Source organism: Streptomyces sp. NPDC021115 (genome assembly GCF_044333065.1).
In the GTDB taxonomy this organism is placed as follows: domain Bacteria; phylum Actinomycetota; class Actinomycetes; order Streptomycetales; family Streptomycetaceae; genus Streptomyces.
In genome coordinates this window covers 417,511-439,366 of the sequence record NZ_JBIRQF010000001.1, presented here as the reverse complement: position 1 = coordinate 439,366, position 21,856 = coordinate 417,511, and the positions used below count along the sequence as shown (strand labels likewise).

The window sequence follows — 21,856 nt, the reverse complement described above, 5'->3', positions numbered from 1 at the left end:
CCGGACCCGGCGGGCTGCGGTGTGCCCCGTTCGGAGTCCCCGGTCCGCCTGGGGCAGTGTTCTCGCTCCGGCTGGGGTGGTCCCCGGGCTCCTCGTTGGGCTTCTGGCCTGGCAACTCAGCCGCCGCAGCCTGGGCTGCGTGGGGTCCGGGGCTTGCCCCGGGTTCGGGAAGGGGCGGGGTGGGGGAGGCTCCGCGCAGCGGGGCTTGGCGGGGGTGTCAGCGGTTTTCGCCGGGGACCCACAGGACGTCGCCGACGGACTTGTTGGCCGTGCGGGCCAGGATGAAGAGCAGGTCGGACAGGCGGTTGAGATAGGTCGCGGTGAGCGGGTTCATCGTGTCGCCGTGTCCGGCGAACGCCGCCCACGTCGCGCGCTCGGCGCGCCGCACGACCGTGCACGCCTGGTGCAGCAGCGCCGCGCCGGGCGTGCCGCCGGGGAGGATGAAGCTGCGCAGCTTCTCCAGGTCCGCCAGGAAGCGGTCGCAGTCCGCCTCCAGCTTGTCGATGTAGCTCTGCTCGACCCGAAGCGGCGGATGCTCGGGGTTCTCGACCACCGGGGTCGACAGGTCGGCGCCCACGTCGAACAGGTCGTTCTGGACCCGGGTCAGCACCTCGGTGATCTCGTCCGGCAGCGAGCCCAGCGCGATGGCCACCCCGAGCGCGGCGTTCGCCTCGTTCGCGTCGGCGTACGCGGCGATCCGCAGGTCGGTCTTGTCGGTGCGGCTCATGTCGCCGAGGGAGGTGGTGCCCTTGTCCCCGGTGCGCGTGTAGATGCGGGTGAGATTGACCATGGGTCCGAGCCTACGCGCAGCCCCTACGCCCCGGCCTGCCGGAACAGGCGCGTGCCGAGCGTGACGGCGACGGCGGCGAGCCCGGTGGCGACCAGGCAGGCGAGGCCGATCTTGCCGTCGCCGTAGTCCCCGGCGAAGGCGGCCCGTACGCCGTCCACGAGGTAGCGGAACGGCACGAAGTGCGAGGCGATGTCGAGCCAGCGCGGGCCGAGCGACATCGGCAGCAGGATGCCGGAGAGCAGCATCGCGGGCATGGTGACGGAGTTGATGACGGGCCCGAACCCCTGCGGCGACTCCACCCGCATGGCCAGCGCGTACGAGAGCGACGCGAGCGAGACGGTGAGCGCGGCGACGAAGGCGAAGCCGATCAGGATGCCCGGCACCGGCGCGCGCAGCCCCATGGCGACGGCGACGAGGACGACCACCACGGACTGGAGCAGGAGCTGGACGACGTCCTTGAGCACCCGGCCCATGAGCAGGGCCAGTCGGCTGACCGGCGTGACCCGCATCCGCTCGACGACGCCCAGGCGCTTTTCGAAGATGATGCCGACCCCGGCGAACGAGGCGCTGAACATGCCGAGCTGGATGAGGATGCCGGGGACGATGGTCTGCCAGGAGTTGCCCTCGCCGCCCAGCGGTATGTCGGTGAGCAGCGGGCCGAAGAAGACGAGGAACAGCAGCGGCTGGACGAGGCCGAAGAGCATGGCGGGTCTGGAGCGCAGGGTCGCGCGGACGTGACGGCCGAAGATCAGGGCCGTGTCGGAGATGACGTGAGGCATGAGGGGTCCCGGGGTCAGACGGCGAGCGGGGCGGGGTCGCGCGGTGCGGTGCGGCGGCCGGTGATGGCGATGAAGGTGTCCTGGAGCGTGGCGTCGGGCGAGCCGCCGTACTCGGTCTTGAGCTGCGCCGCGGTGCCCTCGGCGGCCACCCGGCCCTGGTCGACGACGACGAGCCGGTCGGCGAGGGCGTCCGCCTCGTCGAGGTAGTGGGTGGTCAGGAAGACGGTCGTGCCGTGTTCGGCGCGCAGCCGCCGGATCAGGTCCCACAGGTCGGCGCGCCCGGCCGGGTCGAGCCCGGTCGTCGGCTCGTCGAGGAAGAGGATGCCGGGCCGGTGGACGAGGCCGAGCGCGATGTCCAGGCGCCGCCGCTGCCCTCCGGAGAGGGCGGCGCACGGCCGGTCCAGCAGCTCGGTCAGGTCCAGGTCGTGGGCGAGTTCGTCGGCGCGGGCCCGGGCTTCGTCCTTGGGGAGCCGGTAGAGGCGGCCCTGGGTGACCAGTTCCTCCCGTACGGAGACGGTGGGGTCGACTCCGCCGGACTGGGCGACGTACCCGATGCGGCGGCGCACCCCGGCCGGGTCGGCGGCGAGGTCGTGACCGGCGACGGTGGCGCTGCCGCCGGTGGGCGGGAGCAGCGTGGTGAGCATGCGGAGCGTGGTGGTCTTGCCCGCGCCGTTGGGGCCGAGGAAGCCCAGGATCTCCCCGGCCTCGACGGTCAGGTCGATGCCGCGGACGGCCTCCACGGGGCCGCGTTTGGTCCGGAAGGTGCGGGCGAGCCCGCTCGTGGTGATGAGTGGCATGCCACCAAGAAAAGCAGGGTCGCTTAAAGTTTGCAATGACTCCAAAAATAAAGTCAGCCCAGCGAAGCTAGGATGAGGGCATGGCGGAAGGGCTCAGGGAGCGGAAGAAACGGCAGACCAGGCAGTACATCTCGGACGTGGCGACCGGGCTGTTCATGGAGCGCGGCTTCGACGCGGTCACGATCGCGGAGATCGCCGAGGCGGCCGAGGTCTCGGTCAACACGGTCTACAACTATTTCCCGACCAAGGAAGACCTCTTCGTCGACCGCGAGGACGAGGTCGTCGACCGCCCCTCCCGCCTCGTACGGGAGCGCGCGGTCGGCCAGTCGGCGGCGCGGGCGCTGCTGGAGCAGCTGCGCCAGGACATCCGCGAGCGCCAGCCCTATGTCGGGCTGAGCGAGGGCTACGAGCGGTTCCGTCAGGTCATGGTGGACTCGCCGACGCTCATGGCCAGGCTCTTCACCATGCAGGGGAAGACGGTCGGCCATCTCGGAGTGACCCTGCGCGAGGAGGCGGCCGCCGCGCCGCAGGACCCGACCCCCGAGTTCATCGCCCACCAACTCGTCGGACTCCAGAACGCCGTTCAGCGCTCCATCATCCGCGCCCTCGCGGAAGGCGGCGGGACCGACGAGGTCGCCGAGGACGCCCTGCGGGCCGTCGACGTCATGGAGTCGCTTCTCAGCGACACGGTGCTCAACTATGCGGTGAAGAACACACCGTGACGCGCCTTACTAAGGGCTGCCCCAAGGGGTGAACGGGCGTTAAGGTCCACGCACACCGAATACCGAATGCCGACGAAAGGGTGTGTGTCGTGGCCAAGAAGCTCGCGGTCATCGGAGCCGGACTCATGGGGTCCGGCATCGCGCAGGTCTCGGCCCAGGCGGGCTGGGACGTCGTGCTGCGCGATGTGACCGATGAGGCGTTGCGCCGCGGCACCGACGGCATCCGCGCCTCCTACGACAAGTTCGTCTCCAAGGGCAAGCTGGACGCGGGCGACGCCGAGCAGGCGCTGGCCCGCATCACCACCACGACCGACCTCGACGCCGCCGCCGACGCGGACGTCGTGGTGGAGGCCGTCTTCGAGAAGATCGAGGTCAAGCGGGAGATCTTCCGCACCCTCGACGGACTGGTCAAGGACGACACCATCCTCGCGTCCAACACCTCCGCCATCCCGATCACCAAGATCGCCTCGGCCACGGAGCGCCCGGAGCGGGTCGTCGGCACCCATTTCTTCTCGCCGGTGCCGATGATGCAGCTGTGCGAATTGGTGCGCGGCTACAAGACGAGCGGTGAAACGCTCGCCGCGGCACGGGAGTTCGCGGAGGGCGTGGGCAAGACCTGTATTGTCGTCAACCGTGATGTCGCGGGCTTCGTCACCACGCGCCTGATCTCGGCACTCGTGGTCGAGGCCGCCAAGCTCTACGAGTCCGGGGTCGCCACGGCCGAGGACATCGACATCGCCTGCAAGCTGGGCTTCGGCCACGCGATGGGACCCCTCGCGACGGCCGACCTCACCGGCGTGGACATCCTGCTGCACGCCACCGACAACATTTACACCGAGTCCCAGGACGAGAAGTTCGCGCCACCGGAGATCATGCGCCGGATGGTCGACGCGGGTGACATCGGCCGCAAGAGCGGTGGGGGCTTTTACCGCTACTGAGGGCCCTGGTGCGGCGCCAGGCCCGTAACTCACCCTGACGGGTGAATTCGGTATCGGTTCGCTTACAGACGGCAACTTCCTCGGGTGCGAGGCAGTCAGTTCTGTAGAGAGAAATGGCGCATTGACGACATGACGACGCACCATCCAGGGGAGCGCATATGCACATCAGGGGCGACCACGCCGAGCTGGTCGTCGGGGGCCGACTGGACGTCCGGAGCGCGGCGGACGCCCGTACGGCCCTGCACACCGCCGTTGATTCCGGCGGCGGAGACCTCGTACTCGACCTGAGCGAGCTGGACTCCTGGGACGCCACCGGACTCGGCGTGATCATGGAGGCGCACCGGAGAGCGGGCCGGGCGGGCAGGCGGCTCGTCCTGCGCGGGGTGCCGCCCCAGATGCAGCGGCTGCTGGTGGCCACCCGGCTGCACCGCATCCTGGCGATCGAGGGCGGGCTCGAGGCGGAGACACTGCCGCGCGTCTGAATGCATGCCCTGAATCCCCGGGGTGGCGCGGGCCGTTCCGGGGCCGGTGGATACTGTGACGAGGTCTTGTCCGGCACTCGCCGGACATCATCCCTACGGCGGCACACACGGGCGCGCCACGCATCTGGGGGGCACAGGGCCATGGAGCAGCACAACCGCGCACCGCACGAGCACGGTCACGACGACCCGGGCCCGCGTTCCGCGGACGCCGCCGCCGCGCCGCAGCCGCCGCGGGACGCGGACGGGCCCGCGGCGCTGCCCGCCGTGCCCGCGCCCCGGCCCGCCCTGCCCGTCCGGGGCGGCGGTTCGGCCGCGCCGGAGGGGGCGGAGGACACCGCGGAGCCCGGGCCCGTCCGTACCGTACGCATCGTCACCGGCGACCATCTGCTGACCGTCAACCCGGTCGACGGCAGCGAGATAGAGCCCTGCCCGCCCCGTGAGCGCCCCGCCAGGCCCGAGCGGCACACCCCCGACCAGCGCGCCGAACTGCGCCGCGCCGCGGCCGCGCCCCGGCCGTCCGGCACGGTGGTGCCCGACCTGCCGATGCTGGAGCGGGACGAGGAGCGCGAGCGGCTGGCCCGGCTGCTGGCCCGCGGCCGCTCCGTACGGGTCACCGGGCCCTCCGGCGCCGGGCGCAGCGTGCTGCTGGAGGCCGTCGCCGCCGACTGCGAAAGCCTGGCGCCCGACGGCGTCGTACGCCTCTCCGGCTACCACCGCACCCCCACCGACCTGCTGTACGACCTCTACGCCGCCGTCCACCGCGCCCCGCTGTACCGGCCCGAGCGGGCGGAACTGCTGGAGGCGGTGCGGGAGATCGGCGCGGTCGTCGTCCTCGACGACATCGAGTTCGGCGGCACCGCGCTCGACGAGTTCCTCGACGCGACGCCCGAATGCGCCTTCCTGATCTCCGCCACGCCGGACGTCGCGGCCCCGTCCGCCGATTCGCACCTCGAAGAGGTCTTCCTGCCGGGGCTGAGCCGCACCGCCGGTCTGGATCTCCTGGAGCGGGCCCTGCGGCGCCCGTTGGCGGAGGACGAGGCGAGCTGGGCGGCGGATCTGTGGTTCGAGTCGGAGGGGCTGCCGTTGCGGTTCGTCCAGGCGGGGGCGCTGCTGAGGGCGCGCGAGGCGGCCGCCGCGGGGTCTGACGGCGCCGATGCCGAGGATGCCGGGCCGCGCGACGCCGAACCGCATGACGTGACCCCCCTGCCCTCGATCCCCGAGGCCGCGGCTCCGGCCGCGCTGCTCGCCGCGGGGCTGGGCGAAGCGGCCCGCGACGCCCTGCGGTTCGCGGTCGCCCTCGGCGGTGAATGCCCGCACCCGGCCCATCTGCCCGCCCTCACCGACGATCCGCACGCCGACGCCGCCCTCGGCGAACTGCTCGCCCACGGCCTGGTCACCACCGTCGGTCCGCACTACCGGCTGGCGGCCGGGGTGGCTGCGCAGCTCGCGGCGGACGGGTACGCGGGCGATGCGGCCGAGTCCGCCGGGCGCGCCCACACCGTGGCGACGCACTACACCTGGTGGGCCGGTCACCCCTCGGTGGCCCCCGAGCGGGTCGCCGTCGAGGCGGACGCGGTACTCGCCGCGATGGCCGCCCTGGTCTCCGACCGGGAGGCCGGGCACGCCGACGCCGCCGTGGCGCTGGCCCGGGCCGCCGCCCCCGCCTTCGCCGCCGCGCTGCACTGGGGCGCCTGGGAACGCGCCGTCCGGCACGGCCAGGAGGCCGCGCGGCTGGCCGGACAGGTCGCCGACGAGGCGTACTTCCACCACGAGCTGGGCGTCCTCGCCCTGTGCACCGGCAACCTCGACCGGGCCCGCGCCGAACTGGAGGCGTCCATCGGGCTGCGCGGCGCCCTCGCCGACAAGCGCGGCACGGTCGCGGGGCGCAGGGCGCTGGCGCTGGTGAGCGACCGTACGGGCGCGGCGATGACCGACGCGTTCGGCCCCGGCGTCGTACGGACGCGTCCGGCCGCTGCCGAGACCGAGCACGCGACCACGGTCGTCACGCCGGCCGTGGACGAGCCCGAGACGACGAAGATACCCCCGGTCGCCGTCACGACGGCGCTCCCGGCCGTGCCCGCGGCGGAGGCCGAGCCGCAGGTCAAGTCGTTCGCCGTGCCGCCCGCCGACTCGCCCGCCAAGCGGAAGGGGCTGCGCGCTCTCGCGCTGACCGGCGCCCGCCGCAACCTGGTCGCCGCGGGGGCGGGGGCGCTGCTGGTGGCGGTGCTCGGCGTCGTGGTCACGCTGGGCGCGCTGGGCGGTGACGACGGCAAGGACAAGCCCGACCGGGTCAAGCCGCGCGAGTCGTCCTCGCGGCAGGACGACAACAAGGATCTGACGGCGGACGAGCCGTCGGAGGCCCCGAGTAACGGGGCGCCGCAGCCGGGGCTGAGCAATGTGCCGCTGTCGTCGCCGTCCTCGGTGCCGACGAACGGTGGGACCCCGAGTGGTCCGGCGGATCATCCGTCCACGAGCGGTGGAACGTCGCAGCCGCAGAGCCCGTCGGCCCCGTCGTCGCCGCCGACCACCGATGGCCCCACGCACCAGCCGACGACCCCGCCGACGGGTGGTCCGACGACCGGCGGCCCGACGACACCGCCTCCGTCTCCCACGCAGACCAGGCCCACCACCCCGCCCACGACGGCAACGTCCACCTCCACCACGGCCAGCGGCACGCCGTCGGCGGGCAACTCGGCGTCGTCGACCGTCTCCACGTAGCCGGGCACCTTTCCCCACCCCGCCCTTCCCGAAACCGGGGGCTTGCCCCCGGCCCCCCGGGCCGCGCCGCGGCCCCGTACGCCCTCCGGGCGTGTCCTCAAACGCCGGACGGGCTGGAATTTCCAGCCGGTCCAGGGGGCACCTCCCAGCGGTAGCTGGGGGAGTTTGAGGACCGGGGTCCGGGGCGGAGCCCCGGCGGGGGTCGGGGGCGGAGCCCCGCGTATCGGGAAGGGGCGGGGTGGGGGACAGGCGCCGGAAACCGGCCAGGGGCTCATGGGCACCGTGGCCGGAATGGGTGGGTCCGGGGTGTCAGAAGAGGCGGAGCTTGTCGTCCTCGATACCGCGCAGCGCGTCGTAGTCGAGGACCGCACACCCGATGCCACGGTCGGTGGCGAGAACCCGGGCCTGCGGCTTGATCTCCTGGGCCGCGAAGACGCCCTTCACCGGGGCCAGGTGCGGATCCCGGTTGAGCAGTTCGAGATAGCGCGTGAGCTGCTCGACGCCGTCGATCTCACCACGCCGCTTGATCTCGACCGCGACCGTCGTGCCGTCCGCGTCCCGGCAGAGAATGTCCACGGGGCCAATGGCAGTGGGGTATTCACGCCGAATAAGCGTCCAGCCATCGCCCAGTGTCTCGATACGATCGGCGAGCAGCTCTTGGAGGTGGGCCTCGACGCCGTCCTTGATCAACCCGGGGTCGACGCCGAGCTCATGCGAGGAATCATGGAGAACGTCCTCCATGGTGATGATGAGCTTCTCGCCCGCTTTGTTCACGACCGTCCACACATTGTCATCGCCTTCCTTCAGCGTGCACGGCGGAGACATCCAGTTGAGGGGTTTGTAGGCCCTGTCGTCCGCGTGGATGGACACACTGCCGTCGGCCTTGACGAGGATCAGGCGGGGTGCCGAGGGAAGGTGGGCGGTGAGGCGGCCGGCGTAGTCCACGGAGCACCGGGCGATGACGAGACGCATGGTCCGCAACGCTACTCGACCACGGAGGCTCCACGCGATTCGTCCGGCGATGGACCCGTTCAGCATTGGCTGGTTGTGTGCCCGTATCGGTGGTGCGGGCACAGTGGCCGGAATACCTTTGAAGCGGGCGGTCGCCGGGCGCGTACGCTGCGTCGCCGTCCGCCCATCCCATCCCTGAGACCCCGCACACGGGGTCGCGAGAGGAGAACCCATGTCGCTCGACGTCTCACCGGCCCTTCTCGAACAGGCCGAGCGAGGCGAGGTCGACGAAGCCGAGTTCGTCGACTGCGTCCGGAACTCCCTACCGTACGCATGGGAGATGATCAGCTCTCTGGTGGCCCAGCTGAAGGTCGACGGCGGGGAGTTCGCCGACAACCAGACGCCGCCGCCGGACGAGCAGGCCCGCGGGCAGCTGCTCCGCGCGCTGGCGAGTGACGCGATACGGGGCGCGCTCCAGCGCCACTTCGGGGTGCGGCTGGCCTTCCAGAACTGCCATCGGGTGGCGGTCTTCCCGCTCGACGCTTCGGCCGACGACCGCCTGGCCCGCTTCACCTCGGTCCGGGGACAGCTGCTGAACCAGTCGCCCACGCTGCGCGACTGCTGACGCGATGTCCGCTGCCGCTCCACCAGGGGGAGGTGTGTCAGAGCAGGAGCGGCAGCACTTCACCACCGAGCCGCCGCACGTTCTGCTCCGTGGCCGCCAGATCGCCCGAGCCCTCCACCATCAGCGCGAAGCGCGTGATGCCGGTGCGCTCCGCGGTGGCCGCCAGCCGGTCGGCGCACAGCCGGGGCGGGCCGACCGGATGCAGTGAGCACAGCAACTCCGCGTAGTCGAGCGGGTCGCGCATCCGGCGCTCCCGGCCGTCGACGGTGACATGGGCGCCGAGGCCCTGGCGCAACCATCCCGGCATCGCCTTGGTCAGGGTCTCCGTCGCCGCGGGGCGCGCGTCCTCGATCTGCACCACCCCGGCGGAGACGTGCTCCGCCGCCAACGCCGCGACCTCGTCCGGGGAACGGCCCGTGGCCAGCGCGGACTTCTTCCACAGCGCGACCGCCTCGGCCTTCTCCTCGTCCCCGCAGTGCATGCCGAGCAGCATGGGCAGTCCGCGCTCGGCGGCCATCCGCACGCTGTGGGGCGAGATGCACGCCATGACCATGGGCGGGGTGCCGGTCGCGGCGGGGTCGTCCGGGCGCGGTACGACCGGGACCTCACGGAAGGCGAAGCGCTCGCCGTCCGCCCCCACCCGGGACTCCCGCAGCCAGCGCAGCAGCAGGTCGAGTGCTTCGGGATAGCCGTGTTCGTACGCCCCGAGACCGGTGCCGAAGACCTCCAGGTCCACCCAGGGCCCGCCGCGGCCGACGCCGAGGGTGAACCGGCCACCGGAGCTGAGATGCAGCAGTGCCGCCTGCTCACCCAGCGCGACGGGGTGGACCGTTGGAAGTACGCTCACCGCAGTACCGACGCCTATGCGCCGGGTGCGCCCCAGCAGCAGGGCGGCCAGGGTGACGGCGGACGGGCATACGCCGTACGGCACGAAGTGGTGCTCGGCGAGCCAGACCGCGTCCAGCCCGGCGTGCTCGGACAGTTCGGCCGAGCGGACCGCCCGGTGCAGCGCCTCCTCCTGTCCTTGGCCCGGAAATTGAGCGGCCAGAATGAAAGCCCCCACACGCATTGCCATCTGCCTCCTTGTCGCGGCTCCATCGCCGACATGGGCATCCCCCTCACTGGCAATAACGTCTGACACGTGCCAAGGGCACGGCCTGGCAAGTATTTTTCATGATGATCTGAGAGTGGTTGTGGACGACGACTTACCGAGTGCGTGACCGTAGCGCGTACGCTGGTCACAGTCAGTAGCTCCCAGCCCTGTCGAGGTGCCCCGTGTCTCCACGCCGAAACCGCCCGCGAGGTGGCGAGAAGCCAGTCGACCGCCCGGGCACGGACCGTTACGGGCTGGAGCGCACCGAGACCTGGCAGGGCGAGGAGTGGGTGGTGCGGCTGGTGGGCGGCGGGGCCGCCGCCAAGCACTACCGGTGCCCCGGATGCGACCAGGAGATCCCGCCCGGGGTGCCGCATGTGGTGGCCTGGCAGCAGCACATGGGCGTGGACGACCGGCGCCACTGGCACAAGGCGTGCTGGAACGCGAGGGACCGCCGGAGCGCCAGGCTCCAGCGGTCCCGTAACGCACCGCGGTACTGAGCCCGCGGGTCCTGTCGAGCGCTGCCGTTACACGTCCCGCTTCTCCAGCAGCACGAACGCCCCGACGAACGCCGCCGCGGTGATGCCGCCCAGCACGCCCAGCTGCGACCAGCCGGAGCCCACCGAGTCGTCGATCTGGAAGAGCGCGGCCAGCGCGAAGGGCGAGGAGTACTTCTGCATCTGCGTCCCCAGATCCGCCAGGCTCGGCGACATCATCAGGAACGCCGGGAGGATCGACGGGAGCAGCACCACACCCAGCATCGTGGTGATCGCACCGGCCGAGTGCCGCAGCATGCTGCCGACCGCGAGCGAGAGCAGCCCGAGCAGGGACACATAAAGCCCGACGCCGAGGGTCGCGCCGATCAGCTGGTCGTTGTTCGGCTGCGTGACCCCCGGGCCGCTGTGCATCCCGGAGCTGATGAAGGCCACGAGGGCGAGCGAGAGGGTCGTGGTGACGAACGAGAGCGTGAAGAAGACCAGCGCCTTGGCGGTCAGCACCCGGGAGCGGGCCGGGGAGGCGGTGAAGGTGGTGCGGATCATGCCGGTGCCGTACTCGGACGAGACCACCAGCACACCGAGGGTGACGATGCACAGCTGACCGAGCAGGGCGCCGAAGAACCCGGGGAGGGTGGTGGGGGCGCTGGAGTAGTCGCTGTCGTTGGTGCTCGCCGACGTCAGGAAGCCGATCCCGACGACGAGCGCGGCCATGACGCTCAGCGTCCAGATCGTCGAGCGCACCGACTTGATCTTGGTCCACTCGGAGGCGATGGCGTTCCCGAGGTGGGTGCGCTGGATCGGGATCGGCGAGGTGTAGGTGCCCACGGCGGCGTACGGCTGCGCGGGGGCGCCGGGCGGCGGCGAGACGTACCCCGGCGGGATGTGCGGTGCCTGGTGCTGCGGCGGCGGCTGCTGCGCGTGGGGCGCCTGCTGTGCGTGGGGCTGCTGCGCGTGCGGCGGCGGGGGCGGTGCCTGGGGCGCCTGGGGCGGAGTCTGCGGCGGGACGGGTGCCTGGCCCTGCTGCTGGTACGGCGTCGTCATCAGGCGTCCTCGTTGTCGCGCTTGGTCAGGTCGGCGGGTGCGGAGGCGGGCGGCCGCGCCGGGGCGGCGGGCGGCTGGACCGGGGGAGCGGCCGGGGGCTGCGCGGGCGCGGCGACGGGCGGCTGCGCCGGGGCGGCGCCCTGCGGCGGCGCGGGCGGCTCGGCGTACCCCGGCATCACGGTCCCGGGCGGGTAAGGACCGGGCTGCTGCCCCGGTACGCCCGGCTGTCCCGGTGCACCGGGCGCGCCCTGCGCGTAGCCGTACGCCCCACCCTGCGGCCCGTACCCGGCGGGCGGCTGCTGGAGCCCGGTGCGCTGGTCGGCCGTCGAGCGGTAGTCCACGGCGCCCTGCGTCATCCGCATGTACGCCTCCTCCAGCGACGCCTGGTGCGGGGACAGCTCCCACAGCCGGACGTTCGCCGAATGCGCCAGGTCGCTGATGCGCGGCAGCGGCAGCCCGGTCACCCGCAGGGCGCCGTCCTGCTCCGGCAGCACCTGGCCCCCGGCCTCGCTCAGCGCGGCGGTCAGCTTCTCGCGCTGCTGCGGCTCGCTGTCGGGGGTGCGGACCCGGGCGAAGTCCGCGGAGTTGTACGAGATGAAGTCCTTGACGCTCATGTCAGCCATCAGCTGCCCGCGGCCGATCACGATCAGCTGGTCGGCGGTGAGCGCCATCTCGCTCATGAGGTGGCTGGAGACGAAGACCGTGCGGCCCTCGGAGGCCAGCTGCTTCATGAGGTTGCGGACCCACAGGATGCCCTCGGGGTCCAGGCCGTTGACCGGCTCGTCGAAGAGCAGCACCTGCGGGTCGCCGAGCAGCGCGGCCGCGATGCCCAGGCGCTGGCCCATGCCGAGCGAGAAGCCCTTGGAGCGCTTGCGGGCGACGTTCTGGAGGCCGACCACACCCAGCACCTCGTCCACCCGGCGGGCCGGGATGCCGGACAGCTGGGCGAGGCACAGCAGGTGCTGGCGGGCGCTGCGGCCGCCGTGCACGGCCTTGGCGTCGAGGAGCGCGCCGACCTGGCGCGGGGCGTTGGGCAGCTTGCGGAAGGGGTAGCCGCCGACCGTGACGTGTCCGGCGGTGGGCTCGTCGAGTCCGAGGATCATGCGCATCGTCGTCGACTTGCCGGAGCCGTTCGGCCCAAGGAAGCCGGTGACCGTGCCGGGCCGCACCTGGAACGACAGGTTGTACACGGCCGTCTTGTCGCCATAGCGTTTCGTCAGGCCGACTGCCTCGATCATGCTCCGCCCCTCGTGCGAATGGGTCGGGGCGCCTCGCCCCCGTGAGACTTAGGAGCTTAACGGCCGGGTTACGGTTCCCGTGAAAGCAGGGTTGAGAGCGGATCGTGACTCCGCGGCCGGGCCCAGCCCTCCTCGTGGAACAGCCGGGTGCCCGCCGTCCGCACCGCCGCGTCCGAGCCCGCCCGGCCGACCCAGGCGGCGGGATCGGGCCCGAGGAGGTCCCGCAGCCGCGCGGACGAGGCGAGCAGCCGGGCCAGCAGCGCGCTCTGGTCCCCGCCGCCGGGCAGCGGCAGCCCGCCGTCACCGGGCGCGGTGAGCACGCCGTGGGTGCTGACGTAGAGGTACGCCGCGTCCAGCCGCTCCCCGGACGGCATCACCATCGGGAAGTCCGTCCCGGGCAGCCGGACCCGGCGGTAGTTGGGCACCTCGGTGCGGTCGACGGCGTCGAGCTGCGCGTCGTCGAACCAGCTGACGACCAGCGGCGTGCGGGCGGCGGGGTCGCCGTACGGCGCGGAGGCGACGTACCCGTACCGCCCGATGTGTGCCGAGCAGCCCACCGCGACGCCGTGCACCCGGACCGGCACCATGGGCACGGTGGCGGGCCGCCCGGGGCGGCTGAGCTTGTGGTGCAGCTGGGCGGGGGAGGCGTTGGACCCGACCGCGATGACGGGGTGCCGGTCCCGGTACCGCTCCAGCAGCCCCGGATCCAGCGGGTGCAGCTCACCGCCGGTCAGCAGCGAGGGCGTGGTGACGGGCCGCCCGGGATAGCACAGCGGCGCCTTCGCGGGCACATCACCGAACCCGAGCGCGGCAAGGCTGAGGTCGTCCACGCTGCCGACCCTACGCGACCGCCCCGGCCCAACGGCGGGGACCCGGACGTGCGGGTGCCCCGCGCCGCTCTTGCTGGCGGCACGGGGCACGGAGCGCTAAGTCGTGACCGAGGGTCACCGGGTCTGCTGGGCCGGGACGCCGCGGGTGGCGGCCTCTTCCTCGCCCGGGTTCCCGGCCGCGGCCACCGCCGCACCGGTCAGCGTGGCCAGCATCTCGCGGACGTTGGTCAGCTGGGCGTTGATGCTGTCGCGGCGGTTGGTGAGCGCCGCCAGCTCGCGCTCGGACTCGCTGCGGATGCGGTCGGCCTTGGCGTTGGCGTCGGCCACGATGTCCTCGGCCTGGCGCTGGGCGGTCTCCACCGTCTGGCGGGCCCGGCGCTCGGCGTCGGTGCGCAGCTTCTCGGCCTCCAGCCGCAGCTGCTCGGCGCGGTGCTCGATCTCGGCGAGCCGCTTCTCGGCCTTGGCCTGACGGGAGGCCAGGTCGCGCTCGGACTGCTCGCGGCGCTTGGCCAGGTTCGTCTCGAAGTCGGCGGCGGCCTGCGCGGCCTTGGCACGGGTCTCCTCGAAGAGGGAGTCCGCCTCCTCGCGCTTGGACTGGGCGTCCTTCTGCGCCTCCTGACGCAGCGTGGCGGCTTCGCCCTTCGCCTTCTCGACGATCCGCGCGCCCTCGTCCTCGGCCTTGGCCTTGCGGTCGGCGGCGAACGCCTCGGCGTCGTTGCGGACCTGCTGGGCGGAGGACTCGGCCAGCTCGCGGTGCTGTTCGGCGGCCCGGCGGGCCTCCTCGCGCAGGTCCTTCGCCTCTTCCTCGGCGAGGCGGAGGATCTTCTCGACCCGGGCGCCGAGCCCCGCGTAGGACGGCTCCGCGTCGTTGATCTGGGCCTGCGCGTTCTGCGTTTCGAGGTGCAGCTCCTCGATGCGCTTCTCGAGCGAGGTGATGCGGGACAGCGCGCTGTCACGGTCGGCGATGAGCTTGGTAATGCGGTCGTCCACCTGACCGCGGTCGTACCCACGCCGCACGAGCTCGAAGCCGAAGGGGGAGGAAGTGTCGCTCATGGGGTTCCTGTCGAAAGAGACCGGTGAGGTGATAGAGCAAATCCTAGGGGGCCGGACGGCGTGTCATCGAGTCAACGTCCGTTTGATCTGGAGAATGTCCAGCCTTTTGAGTGGACGTAAGACGGAGACCTTGTCACTCGTCGGGATGATACGGACACGACACGCCGCGTGCAGCTAGCCGTCGGACCGTGTTCCCCTACCCATCGGACCGCTTTCCACTCGACCGCGTCGCCCCGGCACCCGCCCCCGTCTTCACCGCGCCGTTCTCCTTGCCGCCCGCGCCGCCCGACGCGGGGGTCTCGAAAGATTCCAACGCTTCCAGGACGTCCTGGACACGGGTGATTTCCGCGTTGATGTCCTCGCGGCGCCGCTTGAGCAGTTCCAGCTCGCGCTTGCCCTCGTCGACGATCTCCTTGGCCTCCGCCGTGGCCTCGGACTTGGTGCGCTCGGCGTCCTTGTCGGCCTCGACCCGCTTCTGCTCGGCCTCCTTCAGCAGCCCCTCGGCCTTCTTCACGGCCTGGATCCGCACCCGGCTGGCCTCCGACTCGGCCTCCGAGACCAGCGACTTCGCCTTCTCCTCGGCCTTCATCAGCTGCGCGGTCGCCGCCGCGACGAGCTTGTCGACCCGCTCGCCGGTCGCCTTCATCTGCTCCGCCGACTCCCGGCGGGCCCGCTCGTGCAGCTCCTCCACCTCGGCCGCGGTCGTCGCCCGCAGCTCCTCGGCGCGCTCCCGGATGGCCGTCGCGTCGCCGCGGGCCTCGGCCAGCATGGTGTCGGAATCCGTACGGGCCTTCTCCACCTGGGCATTGGCCTGCGCGGTGGCCTCGGAGACCAGCCGCTCGGCCTCCTGGCGGGCCGCGCCCACCATGACGTCCGCCTGCTCCTCGGCCGCCGCGGTCGCCTGGAGCGCGGACTCCTGGGCCTCCGTGGTGAGCCGCTCGGCCTCCGCCGCGGACTCGGTGACCAGCCGGTCCGCCTGCTCGGCCGCGTCGGAGCGGCGCTTGTTGGCGTCGGTGCGCGCCTGGTCGACCAGCCGGTCGGCCTCGTTCTGCGCCTCGGTGCGGATGCGCTCCGCCTCGGCCGCCGCGTCGGCCGCGATCCGCTCCGACTCGGCGCGGGTGCGCTGCGCGTGCTGCTGTGCCGAACCGACCGTCTCCGCGGCCTCGGTGCGCAGCCGCTCGGCCTCGGCACCGGCCTCGGCGCGCAGCCGGTCCGCCTCGTGCGACGCCTCGGTGACCAGCCGGTCGGCCTGGGCCGCCGCCTCCGAGCGGATGTTGTTGGCGTCGCCGCGGGCCTGCGCCCGGGTGCGTGCCGCGTCCTGCTCGGCGGTCGCCCGCGCGTCCGCCGCCTCCGTACGCAGCGCCTGCGACCGCGCGGTGGCCTCGGCGACGATCCGCTGGGCCTCCTCCGTCGCGCCGCTGACCAGCGTGTCGGCCTGCTCGGCGGCCTCCGCGCGGGTCTTGTTGGCGCTCCGGCGGGCCTCGTCCAGCGTCTCGTCGGCCTCCGCGCGCAGCCGCTCGGCCTCGTGGTTGGCCTCGCCGAGCAGCCGGTCCGCCTGCTCCGCGGCGTCCGAACGGCGCCGGTTGGCCTCGTCGCGGGAACGGGCGCCCAGCTGCTCCGCCTCGGCGATCGCCTCCGCGACCGTGCGCTCCGCGAGCGCCTTGGCGGCCTCCGACTCCTCGTGCGCGGCCCGCCGCACCCGTGAGGCGTCGACCGAGGCGCGCTCCCGCTCCGCGTACGCGTCCGAGCGGACCCGGTCGGCCTCCTCCTGCGCGTCGGTGCGGGTGCGCTCCGCCGCGTGCTCGGCGGCCTGCCGCAGCCCCGTGATCTCCGCCTCGGCCTGCTCGTGCAGCCCCGCGACCGAGTCCCGTACGGACTGGGCGTGCTGCTCGGCGGCCGACACCAGGTCCTGCGCGTGCTGCTCGGCCTCCTCGACCAGCCGCTGCGCCTCGGCCTGCGCCTCGCTCACCCGGGTCCGGGCCGCCGCCAGCAGCTCCTCGCTCTGCTCGCGCGCCGCCGTACGCTCCCGCTGGGCCTCCTCGCGGGCGTCGCCCAGCAGCTCCTCGGCCTCGCGGCGGCGGCGCGCCGCCTCCTCCTGGGAGGCGGCCAGGGCCTCGGCGGCCTCGGTGCCGAGCCGCTCGGCGGCGCTCGCCGCCTCCGCCCGCACCCGGTCCGCGGTCTCCTGCGCCTCGCCGCGCAGCCGCTCGGCCTCCGCGGCGGCCTCGCTGCGCAGCCGTACCGCCACCGACTCGCCCTCGGCGCGCGCGTTGGACGCGTCAGCTGCGGCCTCGTCGCGCAGCCGGTCGGCCTCCTCCTCGGCCTGCTGCCGCAGGGCCTCCAGCCGCTCGGCGGACTCGGCGCGCTGGCGCTCGATGTCCTCGCCGGCCTCCCGGCGCAGCCGCTCGGCCTCGGTCCGCGCGTCGTTCAGCTCCTGCTCGGCGGAGCCGAACCGGGCCTCCGCCTCCTCGTGCCGCCGGGTCAGCTCGGCCTCGGCCTCGCTGCGCCGCGCCTCGGCGGCCTGCTCGGCCTCCTCGCGCAGCTCATCGGCGGTACGGGCCGCCTCCTCCTTGACCCGCGTGGCCTGCTCCTCGGCGGAGGTGACCAGTTCCTCGGCCTCGCCGCGGGCCCGCTTCAGCAGCTCGTCGGCCTGCCGGCGCAGCGCGTTCGCCCGCTCGATCGCCTCGGTGCGGACCCGCTCGCTCTCGGTGGTCGCGCCCGAACGCGTCTCCTCCGCGTCCTGCTTGGCCTTCGTCAGCAGGTCCTCGGCGGTGCTGGCCGCCTCCTCGATCTGCTCGACCGCCTCGCGGCGCGCCTCGGCCCTGATCCGCTCGCCCTCGGCGACCGCCTCCGACCGCTGCTGCTCGGCCTCGCCGCGCAGGCGGCGCGCCTCCTCCTGGAGCTCGGCGGTCTTGGCGCGGTACTCCTTGGTGTCGTCCTTGGCCGCGCCCTTGAGCTGGTTGGCGGTGTCGTGCGCCTCCGAGCGCAGCCGGTCGGCCTCCGTCTCGGCCTCGCGCCGGATGCGCTCCGCCTCCTCGGCCGCCGCCTTGGTGGTGGCCTGCGCCTTCTCCGAGGCGCGGGACAGCACCTCCTCGGCGCTGCGCGCCGCCTTGGCCAGCTGCGCGGCCGAGTCCTCGGCGACCCTGGCGCGGGCGTCGTCACCGGCCTCGGAGAGCAGCCGCTCGGCCTCGGCGCGGGCGTCGTCCCGCAGCTGCTCGGCCTCGGCGCGGATGACCTCGGCTTCCTTGGTGGCCTCGCCGACCAGCCGGGCGACCTCCGCCTTGGCGGTCCGGGCGCGCTGCTCATTGTCCGAATCGGTGGCCGAAACCCGCTTGGCCGCCGCGTCCTTCGCCTCGCTGAGCACCTTCTCGGCCTCGGCGCGCGCCTCGCGCAGCGCCGTCTCGGCCTCCAGCATCCGCGCCTCGGCGGCGCGGGTCTGCTCCAGGGCGTGGCGGCGGGCCTGGTCCGACTCCTGGGTGGTGGAGGTGCGCAGCTGTTCGGCGCGCTCGGTGGCCTCCTGGGCCTGTGCCCCCGCCTTGTTCAGCAGCCGCTCGGCGTCGGCGCGGGCCCGGCGCAGGATCGCCTCGGCCTCGGTACGGGCCGACTCCGCCTCCGAGCCCAGCCGGTCCCTGGCCTGGTCGGCGAGGCGCTGCGCCTCGGCGCGGGCGGCGGCCAGCGCCTGCTCGGCCTCGGCCCGGGACTCCTCCAGCAGCCGCCGGGCCTGCGCCTCGGTGCGGTTGCGCAGCTGCTCGGCCCACGCGACGTTCTCGTTGACGTGCGACTCGACGGTGGCGCGGCGCTCGGCCAGCTCCTGGTCCAGGCGCTGACGGCGGGCCACCGCCTCGGCGTGCAGCTCGGATTCGAGCCGGGCCTGCTGTTCGGCCTGCTCCTGGAGCAGGCGCTGGGTCTGGGCCCGGGTCTGCCGCAGCTCGCGCTCGGCGTCGGCGCGCACCTGCTCCGCCTGGAGCTGGGCGTCCCGCAGCAACTGCTCTGCCTGGTAGCCGATGTTGCCGCTGTCGTAGGCAGGACGGCTCGCCAGCGCGCGCCGCACCTCGTGCAGCTTGGCGCGCAGCACTTCGACCTGGTAGCCGAGGTCGTCGGCGTGCTGGACGGCCTTCTCCCGCTCGTTCTTCAGCCGCTCCATCTCGGCCTCGAACTTCGAGAGGTGATCGTCAGGCTCGTAGCGGTCGTAGCCCCGCACTGCGCGGTCCCATCCGTCCCCTGGTCGCGGTGGCAGCCGGCTCCGTACCGCGCGGTTCCTGGCAGTCCCTTGCGGTCCCTCGCGGCCCCGACCCGGCATGATGCGTGCCGGGCGGACCGGAGCTGGCCCTTCCGAAGAAATGGTGTCAGATCATCGGCTCAGCCCGGGCCGGACCCCGATCCCTTTCGATTCCGTACCCCGGCCGAGCCTGCACTCTACCGGCCGGGGAAGGGGTAGGTCAGTGGTCCGCTTCAGTGGTCACCTTCACCGGGTGTCGCCGCGGTCACGAGTTCGGTCAGGACACCGTGGCAGTCCTTGGGGTGGAGGAAGGTGATGCGCGAGTCCATCGACCCACGTCGGGGCTGTTCGTACAGGACCCGGACCCCCTTGTCGCGGATGGCCTCGGAGTCGGCGTCGACGTCGGCGGTGCCGAACGCGATGTGATGGACGCCCTCGCCGTTCTTCGCCAGCCACTTGCCGACCGCGGAGTCCTCCCGGGTCGGCTCCAGCAGCTGGAGGTACGAGGCCCCGCCGTCCGAGGTCTCGTTGATCTTGAGCATGGCCTCGCGGACGCCCTGTTCCTCGTTGACCTCGGTGTGGAACACCTCGAAGCCGTACGTGGCACGGTAGAACTCGACGGTCTTGTCCAGGTCGAAGCAGGCGATCCCGATGTGGTCGATTCTCGTCAGCATGGGCTTAGTGCACCGCTACACGGCCGGTTACGCAACGTGCGCGCGATCACACCGATGGGGCGGTGACCGGGCGGGTACTCGTCAGTACATTGACGATAACCCTCGTTAACTTCCTTCTCCCCGTGGAGGGACGCACCATGACTCGTACGACATCCGTGATTGTGGCGGGAGCCCGTACTCCCATGGGCCGCCTGCTCGGCAGCCTGCGCTCGTTCTCCGGTACCGACCTCGGCGGATTCGCGATCAAGGCCGCGCTGGAGCGGGCCGGGGTCACCGGTGACCAGGTGCAGTACGTGATCATGGGGCAGGTGCTCCAGGCCGGGGCCGGGCAGATCCCCGCACGTCAGGCGGCCGTCAAGGGCGGTATCCCGATGAGCGTCCCCGCCCTCACCGTCAACAAGGTGTGCCTGTCCGGACTGGACGCGATCGCGCTCGCCGACCAGCTCATCCGGGCCGGGGAGTTCGACATCGTGGTGGCCGGCGGCCAGGAGTCCATGACCAACGCGCCCCATCTGCTCCCCGGCTCCCGCGACGGCCACAAGTACGGCGCGATCCAGATGCTCGACGCCATGGCCCACGACGGGCTGACCGACGCCTTCGAGAACGTCGCCATGGGCGAGTCCACCGAAGCCCACAACACCCGGCTCGGCATCGGCCGCCCCGAACAGGACGAGATCGCCGCCCGCTCCCACCAGCGCGCCGCCGCCGCCCAGAAGAACGGGCTGTTCGACGCCGAGATCACACCGGTCGAGATCCCGCAGCGCAAGGGCGACCCGGTCGTCTTCGCCAAGGACGAGGGCATCCGCGGCGAGACCACCGTGGAGTCCCTGGCCAAGCTGCGCCCGGCCTTCGCGGGCGACGGGACGATCACGGCCGGGTCGTCCTCACAGATCTCGGACGGGGCCGCCGCCGTCGTCGTCATGAGCCGGGCCAAGGCCGAGGAGCTGGGCCTGGAGTGGATCGCCGAGATCGGCGCCCACGGCAATGTGGCCGGACCCGACAACTCGCTCCACTCCCAGCCGTCCAACGCGATCGCGCACGCGCTGGGCAAGGAGGGGCTGACGGTGGACGATCTCGACCTGATCGAGATCAACGAGGCGTTCGCCGCGGTCGCCGTGCAGTCAATGAAGGACCTGGGGCTTTCCGCCGAAAAGGTGAACGTGAACGGCGGCGCGATCGCCCTCGGCCACCCCATCGGCATGTCAGGCGCCCGCATCGTGCTGCACCTGGCGCTGGAGCTCCAGCGGCGCGGCGGCGGTGTCGGGGCGGCGGCGCTGTGCGGTGGGGGCGGCCAGGGCGACGCGCTGATCGTCCGCGTGCCGGGCGCCTAGCCAGGGCATGACCACGCCTGTGCAGTCCGTCCGTACGAGTGATGAGGAGCGCGGCACCCATGGCTGACGCTGATGTGCCCACGCTGGTGGAGCAGGCCCGGCAGGGGCGGCCGCGCGCCGTCGCCCGGCTCATCTCGCTGATCGAGGGCGACTCCCCGCGGCTGCGCGAGGTGATGGCCGCGCTGGCGCCGCTGGCGCAGGGCGCGTACGTGGTAGGGGTGACCGGTTCGCCGGGGGTCGGCAAGTCCACGTCGACCTCCGCGCTCGTCTCGGCGTACCGGAGGGCGGGGAAGCGGGTCGGGGTGCTCGCCGTCGACCCCTCCTCGCCGTTCTCCGGCGGCGCGCTCCTCGGTGACCGGATCCGGATGTCCGAGCACGCCTCGGACCCCGGCGTCTACATCCGCTCCATGGCCACCCGCGGCCATCTGGGCGGGCTCGCCTGGGCCGCCCCGCAGGCCATCCGGGTGCTGGACGTGGCCGGATGCGACGTGGTGATCGTGGAGACGGTCGGCGTCGGCCAGTCCGAGGTGGAGATCGCCGCGCAGGCCGATACCACCATGGTGCTGCTCGCCCCGGGCATGGGCGACGGCATCCAGGCGGCCAAGGCCGGAATCCTGGAGATCGGCGACGTGTACGTGGTCAACAAGGCCGACCGGGAGGGCGCCGAGGCCACCGCGCGCGAGCTGAACCACATGCTGGGCCTCGGCGAGGCCCGGGCGCCCGGGGACTGGCGGCCGCCGATCGTGAAGACCGTGGCGGCCCGCGGCGAGGGCATCGACGAGGTCGTCCAGGCCCTGGAGAAGCACCGGGCGTGGATGGAGGAGCACGGCGTGCTGGCCGAGCGCCGGATGCGGCGGGCGGCGGGCGAGGTCGAGACGATCGCGGTGACCGCGCTGCGCGCCCGCATCGGCGATCTGCACGGCGACCGCCGCCTGGGCGCGCTGGCGGAGCGGGTCGTGGCGGGCGAGCTCGACCCGTACGCGGCGGCGGACGAGCTGGTGGCGGGGGTCACCGAGGGCTCGTAGCGGAATCGGCGTTCCAGGGCCCACCTGAAGTTTTCTTCAGGTGGGCTCTGCGACGC

19 protein-coding genes are annotated in these 21,856 nt (G+C 72.8%); 8 read left to right on the top strand and 11 right to left on the bottom strand.

All coding sequences use genetic code 11. The features are described 5' to 3' along the window. Positions 1-217: 217 nt before the first annotated feature. Genes ACH4TL_RS01940 through ACH4TL_RS01930 form a run of 3 tightly spaced genes read right to left on the bottom strand, consistent with a single transcriptional unit; the run spans position 218 to position 2,366 of the window. Entirely contained in the window at positions 218-790 is a 573-nt protein-coding gene (locus ACH4TL_RS01940; RefSeq protein ID WP_398313419.1) for a cob(I)yrinic acid a,c-diamide adenosyltransferase, read from the bottom strand. Positions 791-813: 23 nt separating this feature from the next. Next, a complete protein-coding gene (locus ACH4TL_RS01935; RefSeq protein ID WP_398313421.1) occupies positions 814-1,569 on the bottom strand; it encodes an ABC transporter permease in 756 nt (251 codons plus the stop codon). Between the two features lie 14 nt (positions 1,570-1,583). Beyond that, positions 1,584-2,366, bottom strand: a complete 783-nt coding sequence (locus ACH4TL_RS01930) for an ABC transporter ATP-binding protein (RefSeq protein WP_398313423.1) — start codon at positions 2,364-2,366, stop codon at positions 1,584-1,586. Between the two features lie 80 nt (positions 2,367-2,446). Here ACH4TL_RS01930 and ACH4TL_RS01925 point away from each other — a divergent pair, with 80 nt between their 5' ends. From ACH4TL_RS01925 to ACH4TL_RS01910, 4 genes are all read left to right on the top strand, one after another. Then, positions 2,447-3,088 carry a TetR/AcrR family transcriptional regulator gene (locus ACH4TL_RS01925; protein ID WP_055547663.1) on the top strand — a complete coding sequence of 214 codons (642 nt, stop codon included), beginning with the start codon at positions 2,447-2,449 and terminating at the stop codon, positions 3,086-3,088. Positions 3,089-3,177: 89 nt separating this feature from the next. Beyond that, positions 3,178-4,026 (top strand): 3-hydroxyacyl-CoA dehydrogenase family protein, encoded by an 849-nt coding sequence (locus ACH4TL_RS01920; protein ID WP_398313425.1) that lies wholly within the window; start codon positions 3,178-3,180, stop codon positions 4,024-4,026. A gap of 158 nt (positions 4,027-4,184) precedes the next feature. Beyond that, complete coding sequence (locus ACH4TL_RS01915; RefSeq protein WP_398313427.1) at positions 4,185-4,508, top strand: STAS domain-containing protein; 324 nt, start codon at positions 4,185-4,187, stop codon at positions 4,506-4,508. A 141-nt stretch (positions 4,509-4,649) separates the two neighbouring features. Continuing rightward, the gene (locus tag ACH4TL_RS01910) at positions 4,650-7,226 is read left to right on the top strand and encodes an ATP-binding protein (protein ID WP_398313429.1); all 2,577 of its coding nucleotides are present in this window, start codon (positions 4,650-4,652) and stop codon (positions 7,224-7,226) included. 309 nt (positions 7,227-7,535) lie between these two features. Here the strand turns inward: ACH4TL_RS01910 and nucS are convergent, their stop codons facing one another. Next, positions 7,536-8,198, bottom strand: coding sequence for an endonuclease NucS (nucS, locus tag ACH4TL_RS01905; protein WP_039937600.1), 663 nt, complete (start codon positions 8,196-8,198; stop codon positions 7,536-7,538). Between the two features lie 211 nt (positions 8,199-8,409). On the opposite strand from nucS, the gene ACH4TL_RS01900 reads away from it, so the two are divergent. Beyond that, a complete protein-coding gene (locus tag ACH4TL_RS01900; protein ID WP_398313431.1) occupies positions 8,410-8,802 on the top strand; it encodes an SCO5389 family protein in 393 nt (130 codons plus the stop codon). A 37-nt stretch (positions 8,803-8,839) separates the two neighbouring features. Here ACH4TL_RS01900 and ACH4TL_RS01895 read toward each other — a convergent pair whose 3' ends face one another. Next, the gene (locus tag ACH4TL_RS01895) at positions 8,840-9,871 is read right to left on the bottom strand and encodes an LLM class flavin-dependent oxidoreductase (RefSeq protein ID WP_398313433.1); all 1,032 of its coding nucleotides are present in this window, start codon (positions 9,869-9,871) and stop codon (positions 8,840-8,842) included. A gap of 206 nt (positions 9,872-10,077) precedes the next feature. On the opposite strand from ACH4TL_RS01895, the gene ACH4TL_RS01890 reads away from it, so the two are divergent. Continuing rightward, positions 10,078-10,395, top strand: a complete 318-nt coding sequence (locus ACH4TL_RS01890; protein WP_398313435.1) for an ATP/GTP-binding protein — start codon at positions 10,078-10,080, stop codon at positions 10,393-10,395. 27 nt (positions 10,396-10,422) lie between these two features. On the opposite strand, the gene ACH4TL_RS01885 is transcribed toward ACH4TL_RS01890, so the two are convergent. From ACH4TL_RS01885 to mce, 6 genes are all read right to left on the bottom strand, one after another. After that, positions 10,423-11,433: an ABC transporter permease gene (locus tag ACH4TL_RS01885; protein WP_398313437.1), complete on the bottom strand. Its 1,011-nt coding sequence runs from the start codon at positions 11,431-11,433 to the stop codon at positions 10,423-10,425. Beyond that, positions 11,433-12,671, bottom strand: coding sequence for an ABC transporter ATP-binding protein (locus tag ACH4TL_RS01880; protein ID WP_398313439.1), 1,239 nt, complete (start codon positions 12,669-12,671; stop codon positions 11,433-11,435). Before ACH4TL_RS01880 ends, ACH4TL_RS01885 begins: the two co-directional genes overlap by 1 nt. Before the next feature lie 68 nt (positions 12,672-12,739). After that, positions 12,740-13,501, bottom strand: coding sequence for a hypothetical protein (locus ACH4TL_RS01875; RefSeq protein WP_398313441.1), 762 nt, complete (start codon positions 13,499-13,501; stop codon positions 12,740-12,742). Between the two features lie 114 nt (positions 13,502-13,615). Continuing rightward, entirely contained in the window at positions 13,616-14,554 is a 939-nt protein-coding gene (locus ACH4TL_RS01870; protein WP_398313443.1) for a cellulose-binding protein, read from the bottom strand. A 196-nt stretch (positions 14,555-14,750) separates the two neighbouring features. Next, the gene (scy, locus tag ACH4TL_RS01865; RefSeq protein WP_398313445.1) at positions 14,751-18,752 is read right to left on the bottom strand and encodes a polarized growth protein Scy; all 4,002 of its coding nucleotides are present in this window, start codon (positions 18,750-18,752) and stop codon (positions 14,751-14,753) included. Positions 18,753-19,003: 251 nt separating this feature from the next. After that, on the bottom strand, positions 19,004-19,444 hold the full coding sequence (gene mce / locus ACH4TL_RS01860; protein WP_398313446.1) for a methylmalonyl-CoA epimerase: 441 nt from the start codon (positions 19,442-19,444) through the stop codon (positions 19,004-19,006). A gap of 155 nt (positions 19,445-19,599) precedes the next feature. Here mce and ACH4TL_RS01855 point away from each other — a divergent pair, with 155 nt between their 5' ends. Together ACH4TL_RS01855 and meaB are read left to right on the top strand one after the other, a co-directional pair. Further along, positions 19,600-20,775 (top strand): acetyl-CoA C-acetyltransferase, encoded by a 1,176-nt coding sequence (locus ACH4TL_RS01855; RefSeq protein ID WP_398313728.1) that lies wholly within the window; start codon positions 19,600-19,602, stop codon positions 20,773-20,775. A gap of 59 nt (positions 20,776-20,834) precedes the next feature. Further along, positions 20,835-21,800, top strand: coding sequence for a methylmalonyl Co-A mutase-associated GTPase MeaB (gene meaB / locus ACH4TL_RS01850; protein ID WP_398313448.1), 966 nt, complete (start codon positions 20,835-20,837; stop codon positions 21,798-21,800). Positions 21,801-21,856: the final 56 nt, after the last annotated feature.